Source organism: Rossellomorea sp. ABR4_004 (assembly GCF_056159585.1).
In genome coordinates this window covers 14,305-30,592 of the sequence record NZ_JBSWVM010000001.1, presented here as the reverse complement: position 1 = coordinate 30,592, position 16,288 = coordinate 14,305, and the positions used below count along the sequence as shown (strand labels likewise).

The following is a 16,288-nucleotide window of genomic DNA, read 5'->3' as shown; positions in this document are numbered from 1 at the left end:
TAATTCCCCCTCGTATTCATTTAAACTAATACTCTCTCTATCCCTAATCCAGGTTGGGTGGGCATCGTTATCATTCGACCGTTATATTCTATGCCTCCCACTACAATATCTTTTGCCAACATAAGAGGGGCGTCGAAATCAAATCGTGTCACGTTTTTCTTGCTTGCTGCAAAATGAGCTGCTGCCGTAATACCGAGTCGCGTTTCGATCATGCTCCCTACCATACATTCGACACCACAAACCTCCGCAAGAGCGTTAATTTTCTGAGCGTAATAAATGCCCCCGGCTTTCATGAGTTTGATATTGATCAAATCTGCACTGCGGGTTTTTAACACCTCAAATGCTTGATATGGTGTAAAAACACTCTCATCAGCCATAATCAGTGTATCCACTCCATCAGTGACTCTCTTCAGCCCTTCAATGTCATGAGCAGGTACAGGCTGCTCGACTAACTCAATATTAAGATCAAGGTCTTCCAGTTTACGAATCGCTTTGACAGCCGCTTTCGATTCCCACCCTTGATTGGCATCCAGTCGAATTTTGATATCATACCCGATACGTTGGCGGATTTCATGAATTCTTTTAATATCCGTCTCGATATCATCTTTTCCCACCTTGACCTTCAAAACATCAAAGCCTTGATTCACATAGGCTTCTGCATCCTCACCCATTTCCTTTGGACTATTAACGCTCACAGTATAATCGGTCTCCAGCCCATGACGGTACCCACCGAGAAATTGATAGAGTGGAAGATTGCAGTGCTGAGAAAGGCAATCATATAAGGCCATATCTACAGCTGCCTTTGCGCTTGAATTACGCACAAGTAATGAATGTAATTGTTGAAAAAGCTGTTCATAATTTAAGAGACTCTTACCCATGATGGCCGGCTTGATCACTTGTTGGATGGCCCATTCAATGCTGGATAAACTGTCCCCTGTAATGACAACTGTTGGCGGTGCTTCTCCCCATCCAACAGTCCCGTCATCACACGTTAATTTCACAACGATGGCTTCTGCCACTTCAACGGTGCGCAATGCAGTTTTAAAAGGGGTATGCAGGGGGACCGCTGTTCGGAATGTTTCCAGTTGATGGATCTTCACTTATTCTCATCCTCTCTTATGCCGGTTTCTACGATAAATGTTTGGTTATACGTATTCATTCGTCCCATGCTTCCTAATGGTATGGCGATACTTGGGGAAGAGTGACCGATTTGAAATCCTTTTAAAACAGGTATACCTGCATCTGAAATATGTTCTTTGAGCACCTCATCAAGAGTCAGAGATTGTTCGTGTTTTTCTGGCATACAGTTTTTGAAATCCCCGATGATAATACCGGATGCGTCATGGAATTTCCCCGCCATTTTCAGCTGATTCATCATTCGGTCCACTTTATAAGGTTTTTCATCAATATCCTCGATAAATAGGATTTTACCTTTTGTATCCAATTCAAAAGGAGTCCCTAACGTGCTAACCAATAAGGTAAGATTTCCACCTATTACAGTTCCGCTTGCTATACCTTCTACAACTGTTTCCAACGGGGATAGCTTGTTTGTATACTCGATGTCTTTCGCATGAAACAACTGTTCAAAAGACTTCCTCGTTAAGTGATGTGCATCCGAAAGACCAATATCAGAACTTAACATGGGCCCATGAAATGTCACGATTCCAGTTTGTTGTTGAATAGCTGTATGTAAAAAAGTGATATCACTATATCCCCAAAAAATTTTCGGGTTTTTCCTTATCAAGTTGTAATCCAATCGGGATGCGATCCGTCCTGTGCCAAAACCGCCGCAAGCACAAATGATGGCTTTAACGTCACGGTCTTTGAACATCATATGTATATCTTCTATCCGCTCTTGATCATAACCTGCCAGGTACCCATATTTCTTATGGACAGATTTCCCCAATTTTATGTCCAAACCTAAATCTTCAAGAAATGATAAGGCTATTTTTAATGGTTCAGGTTTCGGAGGGCTTGCAGGAGCAATGACTCCTATTGTATCTCCTACTTTGAGTCTGGAAGCTTTTATCACCATACATTACCCCTTTCGTAGAAAAAGAGGGAGCAAACGCAAGGCTTCATGCAGCCTTGCGTCATCTCCACTCACTATTCGTTCAAGCACTTATTTCTTGTCTGCCCATTTTAATTCCATGTATCCAACTGGATGTCGAACGATGCCGGAAACATCTTCATTTTGTAAGTACACGTGATTGTAGAAGTGGATTGGAATGATCGGCATTTCGTCCATTAAGATTTTCTCTGCTTCATACATTAATTCGAAGCGCTTCGCTTCATCTGCTTCATTCATGGCTTGTTTGATTAAGCTGTCAAACTTTTCGTTACTCCAACCTGTTCGGTTCATAGAGTGGCCAGTTTGGAAGTTTTCAAGGAAGTTGATCGGGTCTGCGTAATCTGCCAGGAATGAGCTTCGTGATAATTGGAACTTCAATGCTTTTTGCTCATCCTGGAATACGTTCCATTCCATATTGGCTAATTTAACGTCAACCTCCAAGTTCTCCTTGAACATTTGTTGTAGGGCTTCAGCGATTTTCTGATGTGTATCACTAGTACTGTATGTTAATGTTACTTCAGGAAGCTGATCGTATCCTTCTTCTTCCATTCCTTTTTTCAGAAGGGATTTCGCTTCTTCGATATCTGTTTTCACTAAATCTCCATTTGCTTCCCGGAAGTCTTTTCCAGAAGGATCTTTGAACCCTTTTGATACGAAGCCGTAAGCAGCTTTTTCCTTATTCTTTGTCACAAAGTCTACCATTTGCTGTTGATCTACCGCCATGGCAAATGCTTTACGGATGTTTTGATTTTGGAAAGGCTCTTTTTCTAAATTGAAACGGTAGAAGTAGGTTCCTGCTTGATCTTCTACATTCACTTTCCCTTCTTCGAATAACTGTTTACTTAAATCAGCTGGTACGTCTGCTGTATCCAGCTCACCCGTTTTGAATAATTGATAATCCGTGTTTGTATCGTTCACCATTGCCCAGTGAACTTTATCCAATTTCACTGAATCTTTATCCCAATATTGATCATTCTTTTCCATAACAAAGTGACTGTCATGCTCCCATTCTGTTAATTTAAAAGGACCATTTGCAACGAATGTATCCGCTTCTGCAAACCACTCAGGATTTTCAGTAGCAACCTTCTCATTGATTGGGAAGAACGCTGGATTCGCAATGACGCTTAAGAAATACGCTTGTGGACTAGTTAGAGTGACCTCAAATGTTTTCTCGTCTTTCGCTGATACCTTCACTTCATCAGCTGACCCTGTACCTGTATTGAAGGCTTCTCCACCTTCGATGAAATATCCTAAGAAGGCAGCCGGTGAACCCGTTTCCGGATCCAACAGACGTTTCCAAGCAAAAACAAAGTCTCCAGCAGTTACATCATCTCCATTAGACCATTTGGCATTGTCACGAATGTGGAATGTGTATACTTTTCCATCTTCAGACACGTCCCATTTTTCTGCCATTGCCGCTTCTGGTTCATGATTAGCGTTTAAGCGCGTCATCCCTTCCATTAAATTGTTTAGTGCTGTCCATGAATAGGAATCGAATCCAATGGGAGGATCAAAAGACGTTGGTTCTGCACCATTATTCAAGTGAAGAACCTTTCCTGTATTTTCTTTCTTACTGTCTTCACTGCTTGACTCACTGCCTGCATCCTTCGTAGCTGTACAAGCTGCCAACACAAACAAAAGCATTCCTACTAAAAAAAGTGATAATAGCTTCTTCATTTTCTTCCCCCTCTTATTCTTTTTATATCAAACAATTAACCTAACGGATGGTTAAGTTAATCGATGAAAGCATCGCTTTTTTGGCACGTTTATCCTGAAGCCAGCAGTCAACGTGGTGATCATCTGATAGCTGTGTTTTCGATGGATATACACGGTCGCACACTTCCATCGCCTTTTCACACCTTGGTACGAAAGGACATCCAACAGGCGGTGAAAATAAATCAGGCGGTGAACCTGGTATAGGAATCAGATCTTCCCCATCAAGATCAAGTCTTGGAACTGATTTTAGTAACCCTTGTGTATACGGATGTTGTGGGTGATAGAAGATCTCTCTTCTGGTTCCTTCCTCTACAATTTTACCGGCATACATGACGGCAATACGATCAGCAACTTGAGCTACTACACCTAAATCATGGGTAATCAAAATAATCGAGACACCGGTTTTCTGCTGGATTTCTTTGAATAATTCCAAAATTTGCGCCTGAATGGTTACATCGAGAGCTGTTGTTGGTTCATCGGCGATGATAACGTCCGGTTCGCATACGAGTGACATGGCAATAACAATCCGCTGCCTCATACCTCCGCTGAATTGATGGGGATATTGCTTTAATCGTTCTTCAGGGTTTGGAATACTGACAAGTGTCAGCATCTCAATCGCTTTTTGTCTTGCCTGTTTCTTGGAAACATCGTTATGCTGAAGAATTCCTTCTATGATTTGCTCCCCGATTGTAAGGGTCGGGTTCAGAGCCGTCATGGGATCTTGAAATATCATCGAAATATCGGCCCCTCGAATCTTTCGCATTTGCGGTTCGGTTACATCTAAAAGGTCTTTTCCTTTAAATAGTATCCTGCCGTTCGTCACTTTCCCAGGAGGACTCGGAATTAATCTCATAATGCTTTGAGACGTTACACTCTTTCCGCATCCAGATTCACCGACTATGGCAAGTGTTTCCCCCTTATGTAAATCAAAGCTCACTCCTCGAACCGCTTTGACTTCTCCTCCATATGTGGAGAAATGTACGTGTAGATCTTGTACAGATAATACTTGATTCATGATGATTACCTCCTTAGCTTCGGATCAAGTGCATCTTGTAGTCCGTCACCTAAAACGTTGAATGAGAACATGGTTAGTGAAATAAATAAAGCCGGGAAGAATAATCGCCACCAATAGCCTGATAGAATGGTAGATAAGCCGTCATTAGCCATGACTCCCCAACTGGCATACGGAGCTTGAATCCCCAATCCAAGGAAGCTTAGGAATGCTTCCGCAAAAATAGCGCTTGGTACAGTGAGTGTCATCTGAACGATAATCGGTCCCATCGTATTTGGCAGAAGATTCTTACGTATGATACGGGCTGTTTTCGTACCAAACGTTTTAGAAGCAAGAATGAACTCATAGTTTTTAATTTGGAGCACTTGTCCCCTTACAATTCGGGCCATCCCTATCCAGCCCGTCACGGTTAAGGCCACGATAATAGTGAGCAGGCCCGGCCCCATCACGACCATTAATAAAATCACAACTAATAGGTAAGGTAATCCGTATAGGATTTCAACAACACGCATCATAACGTTATCGGTTTTACCACCCTTATAACCTGCAATGCCTCCATATACAATCCCGATAACAAAATCAATGAGTGCGGCCATAAAACCTACAAACAATGATATCCGTGCACCGTACCACGTACGGGTAAATACATCTCGTCCCATATCGTCTGTACCAAACCAGTGATCAGAGGAAGGCGGCAGGTTTTGGTTCGAAAGTGTTTGCTTCGTTACGTCATGGGGAGAAATAATGGGGCCAATGACAGCCATCACCATCAATCCGATTAAAAAAACAAAGCCAAGCATTGCCAGCTTATTTTTCACAAGACGCTTCCACGCATCCTGCCAATAGGAAAGACTCGGTCGGACCACCGCTTCCGCATCATCTTTATTCCTCTTCTTGGGTGTAAACCACTCATCCAGTACGTCTGGAGTCACATTTGGTTCTTGGTGTTTTGGAACTCCCATTATTTCGCCTCCTTCTTATGTAACTTAATACGGGGATCAAGGTATCCATAAGCTAAATCTACTAAAAACAGCATAAGTATGAGAAATGCACTGTAAAATACAGTCGTCCCCATAATGACAGGATAATCACGCTGATTGATGCTCTCCACGAAATACTTTCCCATTCCAGGAATCGCAAAGATTTGTTCAATAACGAATGTACCTGTTAATATTCCTGCTGCTAGAGTACCCAGTACAGTTACAACCGGGAGTAAGGCATTTCGCAGGGCGTGCTTAAACACAATCTTGATTGGTGACAACCCTTTGGCACGGGCCGTTCGAATATAATCCTGGGTTAACACTTCCAACATACTAGAACGAGTCAGACGGGCAATGATGGCCGTTGGCCCTGTTGCTAATGCCAAGGTCGGAAGAACCATGTGACGCCAGCTCGTCCATGTGGCTACAGGGAAAATCCCCCTGTTTACAGCCAATTCCTGAATAAGTAATGTCGCCATTACAAAGTTTGGAATCGAAATCCCGAGTACGGCGAAGGTCATTGCCATGTAATCGATAATACCGTTATGTCTGAGAGCAGCCAATACACCTAAAATAATGCCAGACAATACGGCAATTACGAGAGTAATCATTCCTAATTCAAAGGAAATTGGAAATCCCCTTCCTAATAAGTCATTTACGGTTTGTGATGGTTGTGTAATAGATGGACCAAAGTCTAATGAACTAAGGGACTTTAAATAGAGAAGATATTGAATCATCAACGGCTCATTCAAATGATAATGAGCTTCTAAATTTTGCTGTACTATCTCACTTGTATTTCGCTCTTCATTAAATGGTGACCCTGGTATGGCATGCATTAAGAAAAATGTTAATGTCACAATCAGCCATAACGTTATCACCATGGCCAGAAGTCGTTTCAACAAATATGTACCCATTGATCTCACACTTTCTAACAGAATGTTGTTCGCATCGCCAGTTCAGTCATTACAACCATGGCTCTATAGGCTTCCAGGATATCTTTCGCCTCAAATCGTACAGTGGTTGTACCAGCTTCTAGTACTGTCCCCGGCATGAGGCTTGCCCACTCCGCTTGTCCGTAATTCACAAATTCTATTCGCAATGTCGGTTGGTCAGGTGGATTGAGAGGTTTTACGTTTTCTTTGTTATGTATCGCTTCTTCGGTTTTCTCCTTTAATAATTGTGCTGATTTCTGAGGTGTCAGGCTTTTCGCCACAGAACGGGAAATCGTTTCTTTCACGACGGCTGTCGTAACATTGGGGATCAATGCTTCTGCCTCAAGTGCTGCCTGGTCATCTCCGGCAACCATCAACACTGGAACCCCGTAAAATCCTGCAACATACGCATTAAAGCCCAGTTCACCCACGGCAACATCATCGATATACATGTTGCGAACACCGAAAATCATCGAGTGGGACATCACACCCTTCGTCGATGCCCGTGCGTGATAGCCCACAAAAAAAGCCCCATCAAACGTCTCATCCAGCCCTTGAACCATGGAATATGGTTTCGCTCCACCGGATATCAACTTTGTTTCTGGATGCAGCTTTTCAATTAATAAATTGTTCATTTGTGAATGACTATCATTTACCAGTACCTCGGCGCAACCTGACTCAAAGGCAGCAGATATTACCGTATTCGCTTCCTCCGTCATGATGATTCTCCCACGCTCATAATTATGCTTGCTCGAATCTACATGTGTATGATCAACTAAGCCTGTAATTCCCTCCATATCCACCGACATATATACATTCATATAGTGACCCCCTTTCCTAGGAAATATTTATTAAATTTTCTTAATATTATAAATATTAATTCGCCTAATTACAACAATTTTTTGAATAAAAAGGAATTTATTCCTATTTTCATAAAATAAGGAAAATAGAACTATATTTAGTTTCAATCAATAGGGTTTTTCTCCTTTTTAGTCAATAAATAGTTAATTGGAATCACCTAATCTAATGAAAAACTAAAAATGCGATGGATTTCGTAATCGAAACCACACCGCATTTTTTGTTCATATAGATGGTATATATCCTTAGGTTTGAGCGTTTCATGAAGGATAAATGACCCAGGTTCATTTTAATGTTTCCGACACTTATCGTTTTATGATAATGAACCTTCCATAAGAAAAGACCTGGAGAAATCACCTCTCCAGGTCTTAAACTCGGTTAAAGTATGTTAGCTTATTTTATTCAAAAGTTTTTCTGAGTGCTGAGAGCCCATCTCTGCCACTAAATCGAGTAATTCTGCTTTCGTTGTCTCATCTAGGCCTTTATAAATAAGGAAAGCTTGTGTTGCATCAGAAGTAATCAACTTTCGGTATAACTTGGATATCCTTTTACTCCTGTGGGTGTCCATTAGATCCTCCTCTATAAATCCTTTCTGTTATTATAATAAATATAGGCTTGTTTTTTCAATATATTCTTAAAAAATTAATTATGTAACAAAAATGAATCAACTACATTACAGTCTTTCTAATGGTCAACCTTGGAGGAGAAAATAATTTTCTTAGACCTTTACACGTAGGTGATTATCTAATAGATAAATCAGGTGCTAATTTTCCAAACTCAAGTGCTTCGAGAATGATTTCCTCAGAGAAACCTGTATATTGAGAAAGCATTTGGATCGTTATTTTCTGAGATTTACGAGAAGCTTGATTTTTTGCCATATGTGTTTGATACAAAACAATGGAATATTTGTCATGTATATTGAGCAACGATCGTCACAGCTCCTATTATTCTCTCCTCACAAGGTTGCGGGTAAAGGCTACTTACTATTTACCCAATGATCTTTTTTTGAAAACACATAGTGACATGAATAATAGCGAATATTTTCATTCACCAAAAGTAAACCCCCGCGAGATACAAATTTCCTTTCATTATCGTATTCCTCTTCTGAATGTCCATCTTTCAGAAAGAAAATAAGCTAAAATCGCCATTATTAGAGGAGTTCTTCAGGATATTTTCATCATAGGAGCCTTCTGTGAAAAATGAGCCGATTGCCCCTGTCGTACAACGGTGACCAGAAATCAGAATCTTCTTCTCATTATTTCCATACTCCTTTTTTAATTCAGTCAAAAATGAAAAAATTCTCTCCATGAAACAATCTGTTTCTTCAAGTCCTTTATAAATTCTGGCATCAGGGAGAATCCCAGCCATTTCTACCTCGCTTTTCAGTAGCCCGTCCGCTTCACCTAAATCATAAACATCCAACCTTCGATCTATGAGGGCTTTCTTACCAGTGGCAATTTCAGCCGTCTGAATCGCCCTTTCTTGTGGAGATGAAAAGACATAGTCAAAAGGAACCTGTGACAGTTTGTACTTTAAGTATTCAGCTTGTCTGAAACCTTCTTTATTTAAGGGAAGGCCGTTTCTTCCTTGTAATCTGCCTTCCTTGTTCATGTCGGTTTGACCGTGTCTGATAACGCATATCATATAGACAGTCCTTTCTATCACTCTATCTTATATAAGCATATAACCAAATCACAATTGTTTTTCCATAGTCATCTTCTTTTTCAAAGAAATAAAAGTAACAAAACATAACAAGATATACATGAAACCAATAATTAATCCTAATGCTGTAGAATAACTCATTACTCTATAGAGTGTCAGCACCCCCATGACAATTAAGAGAATAAGGAATAATAATCCGTTCTTCTTATTTTTAAGCAAAATTGATGAAAATATGGCTAATGCTAGTGTAGTGGAGACTAAATGTCCGATTATTAAAATGACTCCCCACAAAACATCGTTGTTAATAGATATCAAGTTTAATAGTGATTCTGGATACATCATATTGCCTCCTGAATCAATCATTTCTCACTGTTTGTACTATTTAGTCTCCCTCCTTCTATGTTTCTCAATATGTAAAACAAGATAAGCCACTCCACTAAAACCAATAATGCCAAATACACCAGCGATTACTCCCTGAACAGAATGATCGAAGAGTGTGAAACCCATAACAAAACTAGAGCCAACAAGTAGGAGAAGTAACCAGTGGGCATATCTGCTTATAAAGTGGTTCATATTTAAGATCCCTCCCAAAAATCAATATTCAATTCATTTTAACATAATATTCCAACATCTTTTAATAAAAAATAAGCCATCCGCAGAAGGATAGCTTATTTCACTTCACTTTATATTCTCAAGAAACAACCGGACTACATCTGCCCCACCAATTACAGTGCCAAGTGTACTCCCTAAGTTAGCAAGTACGACAATGAGCAGGATTCGCGTTACTTTGTTACGCCAGAATCCTTTTACACTCAGAACGTCTTCAGAAAGTGAATCAAAGTCACCGACATTCGGTCTGCGGAAATATGCCTGGACGAATCCTGCAAACCATCCTGCTGCCAGTAGTGGATTTAACGAGGTAAATGGTGCTGCAATGAATGCTGTCAATATTGCTAATGGATGACCTAATCCGATGGCTACGCCAAGTGCAGAGAAACCTCCGTTCCATAATATCCAACTGATCCCCTGCTGTATCCCTGCATCCGGATTGGAAATAAAGGTATAGGCAATCACGGCAAGAATCATGACGGGAATGGCCCAGCCAATAATCTTTGGCCATTTTGATTTAGCAGGACGTTCGTTCAGCTTGTCCAGATTATGTTCATTATAGATTTCTTTCGTTATACCGGGTACATGAGCAGCGCCTAATACTGCTACAATTTTCTCTCCTGGGGCATCCTTGATTTTCTGGGCAAGGTATTGATCCCGTTCATCGATTAATGGTGTTTTCAACTTAGGAAACACTTGGGTGAATTCATTTAGCATCGAATCCAGCATATCTTGAGATTTGATTTTCTCAAGTTCTTCTTCTGTAATCGTATCGGTACTGAAAATACTATAGATGATTTGTGTCATGAGTTTCGCTTTGCCACTGAATCCGACACTGTTCCAAATACGGGAGAACGTGATCTGGATATTCCGGTCAGCCAAGACGAGTTCAGCGCCAATTTCTTTAGCCGATTCAATACCTTGTATCATTTCCTGGCCTGGTTTGATTCCGAATTGCTTGGCCATACGCCGTTGGAATGATCCAATGGCAAGATTCATAAGAAGTAACGTTGCTTTTTTGTCTTTAATTACTTGAAAGATGTCAGTATCTTTCCATTTATCACCCTCGACGATTGATTGATACCTTGGTTCATCGAGTTCCACACAAACCGTGTCCGGCTGTTCGGCTTCGACCACTTCTTTTACCTGCTCCGCACTCTGACGCGACACGTGAGCAGTTCCGATGAGAATGTATTCTTTCCCATCCATATGTATTCTGGTAATATTCTTTTCGTTTTCTGTCGACATAATGTACCTTCCTTTAACTCCATTGACTTCCATTTGGATTCAATTGAATCTACCTTATAATGATAAACTAGTTTTGGCAAAATTTAAATAAATTCTGTTTAGAATCGAGAAAGTTATTGAATGTTGAGGTAATTTTATATGTTTTGTATGGGATAACGTTGGATTTTGGTGTGTTGACTGCTATTCGTCCGATTGAACGGCGCTATTCCAATTTTTTCGGCGAAATTCAAGATATAACGGCGAATTCATGATGATAGACATCAAGCATTTCTATAATGAAAAATCCCATCTAATGAATAGATGAGATCCAATATTCAATATTAACATCAACGTCTCTTCTGAAATACAATCTCACTCACTATATCATACATTTTTTCAACACCTTTAGAAGAAGCTTCAAATTGATAGGAGCTCTCTATGTCAATCCCAATATTCAGAGCTTCTTCAGCAGCATCGATATTCGCACCTAGAAAAATGAACTCCCAATTGTATCGCTCTTTTTGATGACTGATAAGGTCCTTCACCTTACTCGCGGAAAACTCAACGCTGGCATTTTCCATACCATCGGTTGTGATAACGAAGATGACTTTACCTGGTCGCTCCTCTTCCTCAAGAGCAGATAAGCTGTGACCTACTTTAATAATCGTTTTACCGACAGCATCCATTAGAGCAGTGCAACCCCGTACATAATATTCCTCTTGTGTGAGCCTTACTTTATTAGCCTCCATCCCACTCCATAATTGCTCAACCTTATCATCAAAAAGAACGGTAGTAACGAGTGTTTGACCCGGTAATTGACTCTGCTTTTTAATAAAAGAATTAAAACCCCCAATCGTTTCATGTTCAAGTCCACCCATTGATCCGCTTCTGTCTAACAGGAATATAATTTCGGTTAAGTCATTATTCATTTTTTTCCATCCTCTCTTCATGGTTTCTGATATAATCATAACCACGAATAGTACGAAACAGGTCGCCCCGTAAGCGACATTTTGGAGGTGAACGGATGCTTAATGAAAAGATTTTGCAGGAACTTCATGATTTCGTGGAAACAAATAGAGAACTACGGATATATGATATACATAAAGAAGAACCCTTCTTAGATGGTCAGATTTACTCCAGTGAGCTGGAAGAATTTATTGAGCTGCATCAATCAGCGTCTTTTTCAGATAGGTTGTTTCAGTATATCGATGCCACGGGCCAGACAGATGCTGCCATCTACAAAAAAGCGGGGATCGACCGAAAGCATTTTTCAAAGATCAGATCAATTCCTGAATACAAGCCGAGTAAAAGGACAGTAGCAGCACTATGTCTTTCTCTTGAACTGTCGGAGGAAGAAACCGATGAATTGTTGAGTGCTGCCGGTTTCTCCCTATCAGGAAACGACCGATTCGATCTCGTGATTCAGTTTTGTTTAGAGAAGAAAATCTATGACATCGATGACGTGAATCAGGCACTGTATTCACTTAAGTTAAAGCCACTATAAAAAAGTAGAGTGCTAGAAACGGCACTCTACTTTTACTAATATTTCTTTTCGATTTTTTCTTGTAACGTTTCGATTTTTTCTGGAAGAACGAATAAGTATTCAATGAGGCCTTCTAATAATTCCATCAATAAGCCTGCTGTTTCATCGTCAATTTCCCTTTCCAATTCAAGCATTTCATAGAAGGGAGAGTTTGGATGGACAAGGTGGCTCAGCGCCTGGATTGGCTTAGTAAGGTCGACATTTTTGGGTAACTGATCGAACTGCTCCGATAAGGATTGCCCGTTTACTTTGTCCCCATTAAAATTCTTCAGAACACTCTCGAGGACACGCTTAGACATGACGGCTGTAGCAGAGTTATCCTTCGACTGGCTGACATTTAGAGCGGATCGAAATGATCGGACGAGGTCCTGTGGGATCCTTTTATTCCCTTGAATCTGATCCAACGGTCCGTTCGTTGCCAGGGGATCATAAATATAAAGGCCAGCTTCCTCTTTCCGATTGACCAAATCATCATTAAGCATAATAACGAATAGGGAAGGTTTCTTACACTCTGAACAATTTGCCTCTGCAAACAGTCCTGTTTTGTTCACTTGATAAAAATTGGCCTTCAAAACAAACTCACTTGACTTAGAACAACTTGGACATTGACTTTTGACCTTCTTAGGAACTTTTTGATAACCATACTGAATATGAGACAGTACAGATCCAGGTAATATTTCTCTCATTTGTACCTCCTAAAAACGCAACATAACGAATGGATTTTAACTATTTTGAAAATTAATGATAAATAAAAAAACGCTTTCCTTATATCAAAATTATACCTTTGCTAGAAATGATTACAAGGTTTAATATTTGGAAAATAGGATTTGTGAGATTGGGACTATGAATGATATGGAGCGACTTAGTTATTTATTCAACCTCCCTAGCGTTTCTTCCATTTGAGTTACTATGGATTCGAGCAGATCTTTCGCAGATATGTCCCTGCTGAGCCTTGGACTTTGTCCAGACCACAAGGACATGAATTCTGGGTTGCCCTGAATACCCGCTTCTTTTCTCAGTTCTTTCGTTAGCGCATTTTGGATGGGATAAGGAGGTAATTGTCTCTCATATTGCTGCATTTCCCTAGTAAATCTGTTGTCGATCCCTCGAGCTGGTTTCCCGCTAAAGGCAGCTGTGATGACCGTATGAGTTTCTGCTGATTCTAACACAGCCCTTTTATGGGAAGTCCCAGCCCCACTCTCTTTACATGTAAGAAAAGCAGTTCCCATTTGGACTCCCTTTGCCCCTAATGCAAGTGCTGCCATAACCCCTCTTCCATCCATAATACCTCCTGAAGCAATCACAGGTATGCTTACGGCATCCACCACTTGTGGAACGAGAGAAAAGGTTCCGATCATTGATTGTTTAAATGAACCGAGGAACGTGCCCCGATGCCCACCCGCTTCGCTTCCTTGGGCGACAACGATGTCTACGCCGCGCTCTTCATTGACAACAGCCTCTGCAACAGTCGTCGCAGTGCCGATCACGATGCTCCCTTCCTTTTTTACCTCTTTCACAAGCTCTTTAGAAGGTGCACCGAACGTAAAGCTGCAAACGGGTATCTTTTCACTGAAAATGACTTCTAGCTGCTTTTCAAAATCGGTTTGCAGAACTGGAAACGAGCTGTTGTCCGTTATGTGTAATTCTTTTTTAAAAGGCTCCAACATTCTTCGGGCATTGGTTAATTGTTCTTCCTTTACTATTGGATTTTCAGGTATGAAGAGGTTCACCCCAAAAGGCTGATTCGTTTGTTCTTTTATTTCTTTGATTGCTCGTTTCATATCATCAGCAGACAAATATCCTGCTCCCAAGGTTCCCAATCCTCCCGTATTTGATACTTCAGATACCAGATTTGCAGTAGTGACCCCACCAGCCATTCCTGCTTGGATGATGGGATAATGTGTGCCGAGTATATGAGAAACGTTGTTTTGATTCCACATGGTTTCTCCTCCTTTTTCTTGAATAACTTAAAATTGTAGTATAAATAAATTATGACAAATTTATCCTTCATCTACAATTGATTTCACTCAATCTTCTATAGCAAGTGAAGGGGAAAAATGTAAGATTCTAATTGAGATTGTATTAGCCCTAGAACTCATATACGAATACCTCATTAACTGCATTGAGAAATACTTACTTCCAAGGTGGTATTGGCACCTGGAAGTACCTTTACCTAGAAAAAAGCATTCAGAGCTTTTATTGCTCTGAATGCTTTTTTAGTCTTTTTTAAATGAAGTAAACTTTAATACAATTTTCATAAATTCCTCATAAGAAGTGAAATGCTTATTCCATGAGTTATACCATTTTCGGATTGTTTCAAGTAACCAAAACGGAATGGCTCTTCCATCAATGAGGTGGTAATGCTCTTCGTATGCTTTCTTTAAATGCTCCCATCTAAAATCATTTCCTGGAAGGACGTATTCGGATACATCAATGATTTTGGCTCTTCCATTTTGAAGCAATATATTTTTTAAATGAATATCACGGGGATTCAATCCCTGATCACGAACATACTGTCTGGCCTCCTCAACATCTTGAATTACTTGTTCTGGAAGGTGAATTCCTTGGAGCAGACAATCGAATAGTGTTGGTCCATCTTCGTAACTTAAAACGAGAAATTTATCGTAAGCTGCATAGCAGGTTGAGAAAAAAGGTGAATTCCCAATGGTATTGTACACTTTTTCTTCTATATTAATTTTCGATCCCTTATCCTCCGCGTACAATTTGAACGCATACTCCGGAGCATAAATGGATTGAAAGACCGCTGCATCCGTCCCGACACCGATGCACCTTAGACTATCATCTCCACCATGGATCCTGACAGGTTCATTATTGAGATTGGAAAACACGGTAACCTGAGAAAGAGATGGTAGTGCTGCTTCCCATTTATTATCCATAAGTTCTCCCTTCTTTGGATTGAACTTTATAAAAGGTATGATTGGAATTCATACCTTATTCAGAATAATATAGCACCTACCAAACCCTGATTTCAATTTTGCACCTTTTTAATTTGCTAGAAATTTTAGACAGCTGTATATAATAGCAGAAATTCTGAATCATGATGAACATATCTTCCTTAAAAATATTTTAAAAAATAGGAAATAATAACGCCCCCAATTCGTTAATTCGTTAATCTACTTTTACATTTCCTACTTTCTACAAGTTAAGTCATTTCTCTAAAAGCTCCGTTAATAAAGTAATATTTACTCCAAGTGCTTCAATTATTGATCGGCAGGTGATGTCACTCACTTTGCCTTTCCCTCCTTCAAGCCTCTTAATCGTTTGAGCACTCACGTTTGCTTTATGAGCTAATTCCTCTTGCGTTAATTGAGACTTCACACGCAAAATGTGAACGATTTCGCCCATATGTAGTTTTTCAGTATTCGAGTCATCTCTTACAAAACAATTATTTATGGAGTTGCATAATTTCTTCATGTCCTTCATAGGTAGACTCCTCCAACAATTGGTAAAATTATATTTACTAAATATAAAGAAATTTCTACACATTTTCAAGGGGAAGCGTATTATTTTCTTATTTACATTATACGGTGATACCGGAAGTGTTTGATTGAATGAATATTAGGTGCGACTTTTGAACGGGCTGAAAAATGCACAGAGAAAAATATATACTTTTTTATATAAAAACAGATGGGAAAATACTTAGAGGGTTGACTCTAA

18 protein-coding genes are annotated in these 16,288 nt (G+C 40.0%); 1 reads left to right on the top strand and 17 read right to left on the bottom strand.

The window, feature by feature from the left end; translation table 11 throughout:
* Window positions 1-20 precede the first annotated feature (20 nt).
* From ACXAF2_RS00195 to ACXAF2_RS00135, 13 genes are all read right to left on the bottom strand, one after another.
* A complete protein-coding gene (locus ACXAF2_RS00195; protein ID WP_475136838.1) occupies window positions 21-1,100 on the bottom strand; it encodes a dipeptide epimerase in 1,080 nt (359 codons plus the stop codon).
* Window positions 1,097-2,035, bottom strand: coding sequence for a S66 peptidase family protein (locus ACXAF2_RS00190; RefSeq protein WP_475136837.1), 939 nt, complete (start codon window positions 2,033-2,035; stop codon window positions 1,097-1,099). The genes ACXAF2_RS00195 and ACXAF2_RS00190 overlap by 4 nt, the downstream gene beginning before the upstream one ends.
* A gap of 87 nt (window positions 2,036-2,122) precedes the next feature.
* On the bottom strand, window positions 2,123-3,748 hold the full coding sequence (locus ACXAF2_RS00185; RefSeq protein WP_475136836.1) for an ABC transporter substrate-binding protein: 1,626 nt from the start codon (window positions 3,746-3,748) through the stop codon (window positions 2,123-2,125).
* A gap of 40 nt (window positions 3,749-3,788) precedes the next feature.
* Window positions 3,789-4,802, bottom strand: a complete 1,014-nt coding sequence (locus ACXAF2_RS00180) for an ABC transporter ATP-binding protein (protein WP_475136835.1) — start codon at window positions 4,800-4,802, stop codon at window positions 3,789-3,791.
* Window positions 4,803-4,807: 5 nt separating this feature from the next.
* Window positions 4,808-5,761 carry an ABC transporter permease gene (locus ACXAF2_RS00175; protein ID WP_475136834.1) on the bottom strand — a complete coding sequence of 318 codons (954 nt, stop codon included), beginning with the start codon at window positions 5,759-5,761 and terminating at the stop codon, window positions 4,808-4,810.
* Complete coding sequence (locus ACXAF2_RS00170) at window positions 5,761-6,693, bottom strand: ABC transporter permease (RefSeq protein ID WP_475136833.1); 933 nt, start codon at window positions 6,691-6,693, stop codon at window positions 5,761-5,763. Before ACXAF2_RS00170 ends, ACXAF2_RS00175 begins: the two co-directional genes overlap by 1 nt.
* A gap of 14 nt (window positions 6,694-6,707) precedes the next feature.
* Complete coding sequence (locus ACXAF2_RS00165) at window positions 6,708-7,532, bottom strand: M55 family metallopeptidase (protein ID WP_475136832.1); 825 nt, start codon at window positions 7,530-7,532, stop codon at window positions 6,708-6,710.
* Window positions 7,533-7,957: 425 nt separating this feature from the next.
* Window positions 7,958-8,137 (bottom strand): hypothetical protein, encoded by a 180-nt coding sequence (locus ACXAF2_RS00160; RefSeq protein WP_044337098.1) that lies wholly within the window; start codon window positions 8,135-8,137, stop codon window positions 7,958-7,960.
* Between the two features lie 551 nt (window positions 8,138-8,688).
* On the bottom strand, window positions 8,689-9,213 hold the full coding sequence (locus ACXAF2_RS00155) for a histidine phosphatase family protein (RefSeq protein WP_475136831.1): 525 nt from the start codon (window positions 9,211-9,213) through the stop codon (window positions 8,689-8,691).
* Between the two features lie 48 nt (window positions 9,214-9,261).
* Complete coding sequence (locus ACXAF2_RS00150; RefSeq protein ID WP_475136830.1) at window positions 9,262-9,570, bottom strand: hypothetical protein; 309 nt, start codon at window positions 9,568-9,570, stop codon at window positions 9,262-9,264.
* 39 nt (window positions 9,571-9,609) lie between these two features.
* Window positions 9,610-9,804, bottom strand: a complete 195-nt coding sequence (locus ACXAF2_RS00145; protein WP_475136829.1) for a hypothetical protein — start codon at window positions 9,802-9,804, stop codon at window positions 9,610-9,612.
* Between the two features lie 105 nt (window positions 9,805-9,909).
* Window positions 9,910-11,088: a TraB/GumN family protein gene (locus ACXAF2_RS00140; protein WP_148969070.1), complete on the bottom strand. Its 1,179-nt coding sequence runs from the start codon at window positions 11,086-11,088 to the stop codon at window positions 9,910-9,912.
* A 326-nt stretch (window positions 11,089-11,414) separates the two neighbouring features.
* Window positions 11,415-11,996 (bottom strand): vWA domain-containing protein, encoded by a 582-nt coding sequence (locus tag ACXAF2_RS00135; RefSeq protein ID WP_475136828.1) that lies wholly within the window; start codon window positions 11,994-11,996, stop codon window positions 11,415-11,417.
* Window positions 11,997-12,091: 95 nt separating this feature from the next.
* On the opposite strand from ACXAF2_RS00135, the gene ACXAF2_RS00130 reads away from it, so the two are divergent.
* Entirely contained in the window at window positions 12,092-12,571 is a 480-nt protein-coding gene (locus ACXAF2_RS00130; protein ID WP_475136827.1) for a hypothetical protein, read from the top strand.
* A gap of 35 nt (window positions 12,572-12,606) precedes the next feature.
* Here the strand turns inward: ACXAF2_RS00130 and ACXAF2_RS00125 are convergent, their stop codons facing one another.
* The 4 genes from ACXAF2_RS00125 to ACXAF2_RS00110 all read right to left on the bottom strand — a co-directional run bounded on the left by ACXAF2_RS00125 (window position 12,607) and on the right by ACXAF2_RS00110 (window position 16,054).
* Window positions 12,607-13,296 (bottom strand): hypothetical protein, encoded by a 690-nt coding sequence (locus tag ACXAF2_RS00125; protein WP_475136826.1) that lies wholly within the window; start codon window positions 13,294-13,296, stop codon window positions 12,607-12,609.
* Between the two features lie 180 nt (window positions 13,297-13,476).
* Complete coding sequence (locus ACXAF2_RS00120) at window positions 13,477-14,550, bottom strand: NAD(P)H-dependent flavin oxidoreductase (RefSeq protein ID WP_475136825.1); 1,074 nt, start codon at window positions 14,548-14,550, stop codon at window positions 13,477-13,479.
* 276 nt (window positions 14,551-14,826) lie between these two features.
* A complete protein-coding gene (locus ACXAF2_RS00115; RefSeq protein WP_475136824.1) occupies window positions 14,827-15,507 on the bottom strand; it encodes a serine/threonine protein kinase in 681 nt (226 codons plus the stop codon).
* Between the two features lie 271 nt (window positions 15,508-15,778).
* Complete coding sequence (locus ACXAF2_RS00110; RefSeq protein WP_475136823.1) at window positions 15,779-16,054, bottom strand: helix-turn-helix transcriptional regulator; 276 nt, start codon at window positions 16,052-16,054, stop codon at window positions 15,779-15,781.
* Window positions 16,055-16,288 lie beyond the last annotated feature (234 nt).

Bases quoted from the DNA above. Each gene is read 5' to 3' on its own strand.
- ACXAF2_RS00190 (WP_475136837.1), bottom strand. From the start codon at position 2,035: ATGGTGATAAAAGCTTCCAGACTCAAAGTAGGAGATACAATAGGAGTC.
- ACXAF2_RS00185 (WP_475136836.1), bottom strand. From the start codon at position 3,748: ATGAAGAAGCTATTATCACTTTTTTTAGTAGGAATGCTTTTGTTTGTG.
- ACXAF2_RS00180 (WP_475136835.1), bottom strand. From the start codon at position 4,802: ATGAATCAAGTATTATCTGTACAAGATCTACACGTACATTTCTCCACA.
- ACXAF2_RS00175 (WP_475136834.1), bottom strand. From the start codon at position 5,761: ATGGGAGTTCCAAAACACCAAGAACCAAATGTGACTCCAGACGTACTG.
- ACXAF2_RS00170 (WP_475136833.1), bottom strand. From the start codon at position 6,693: ATGGGTACATATTTGTTGAAACGACTTCTGGCCATGGTGATAACGTTA.
- ACXAF2_RS00165 (WP_475136832.1), bottom strand. From the start codon at position 7,532: ATGAATGTATATATGTCGGTGGATATGGAGGGAATTACAGGCTTAGTT.
- ACXAF2_RS00160 (WP_044337098.1), bottom strand. From the start codon at position 8,137: ATGGACACCCACAGGAGTAAAAGGATATCCAAGTTATACCGAAAGTTG.
- ACXAF2_RS00155 (WP_475136831.1), bottom strand. From the start codon at position 9,213: ATGATATGCGTTATCAGACACGGTCAAACCGACATGAACAAGGAAGGC.
- ACXAF2_RS00150 (WP_475136830.1), bottom strand. From the start codon at position 9,570: ATGTATCCAGAATCACTATTAAACTTGATATCTATTAACAACGATGTT.
- ACXAF2_RS00145 (WP_475136829.1), bottom strand. From the start codon at position 9,804: ATGAACCACTTTATAAGCAGATATGCCCACTGGTTACTTCTCCTACTT.
- ACXAF2_RS00140 (WP_148969070.1), bottom strand. From the start codon at position 11,088: ATGTCGACAGAAAACGAAAAGAATATTACCAGAATACATATGGATGGG.
- ACXAF2_RS00135 (WP_475136828.1), bottom strand. From the start codon at position 11,996: ATGAATAATGACTTAACCGAAATTATATTCCTGTTAGACAGAAGCGGA.
- ACXAF2_RS00130 (WP_475136827.1), top strand. From the start codon at position 12,092: ATGCTTAATGAAAAGATTTTGCAGGAACTTCATGATTTCGTGGAAACA.
- ACXAF2_RS00125 (WP_475136826.1), bottom strand. From the start codon at position 13,296: ATGAGAGAAATATTACCTGGATCTGTACTGTCTCATATTCAGTATGGT.
- ACXAF2_RS00120 (WP_475136825.1), bottom strand. From the start codon at position 14,550: ATGTGGAATCAAAACAACGTTTCTCATATACTCGGCACACATTATCCC.
- ACXAF2_RS00115 (WP_475136824.1), bottom strand. From the start codon at position 15,507: ATGGATAATAAATGGGAAGCAGCACTACCATCTCTTTCTCAGGTTACC.
- ACXAF2_RS00110 (WP_475136823.1), bottom strand. From the start codon at position 16,054: ATGAAGGACATGAAGAAATTATGCAACTCCATAAATAATTGTTTTGTA.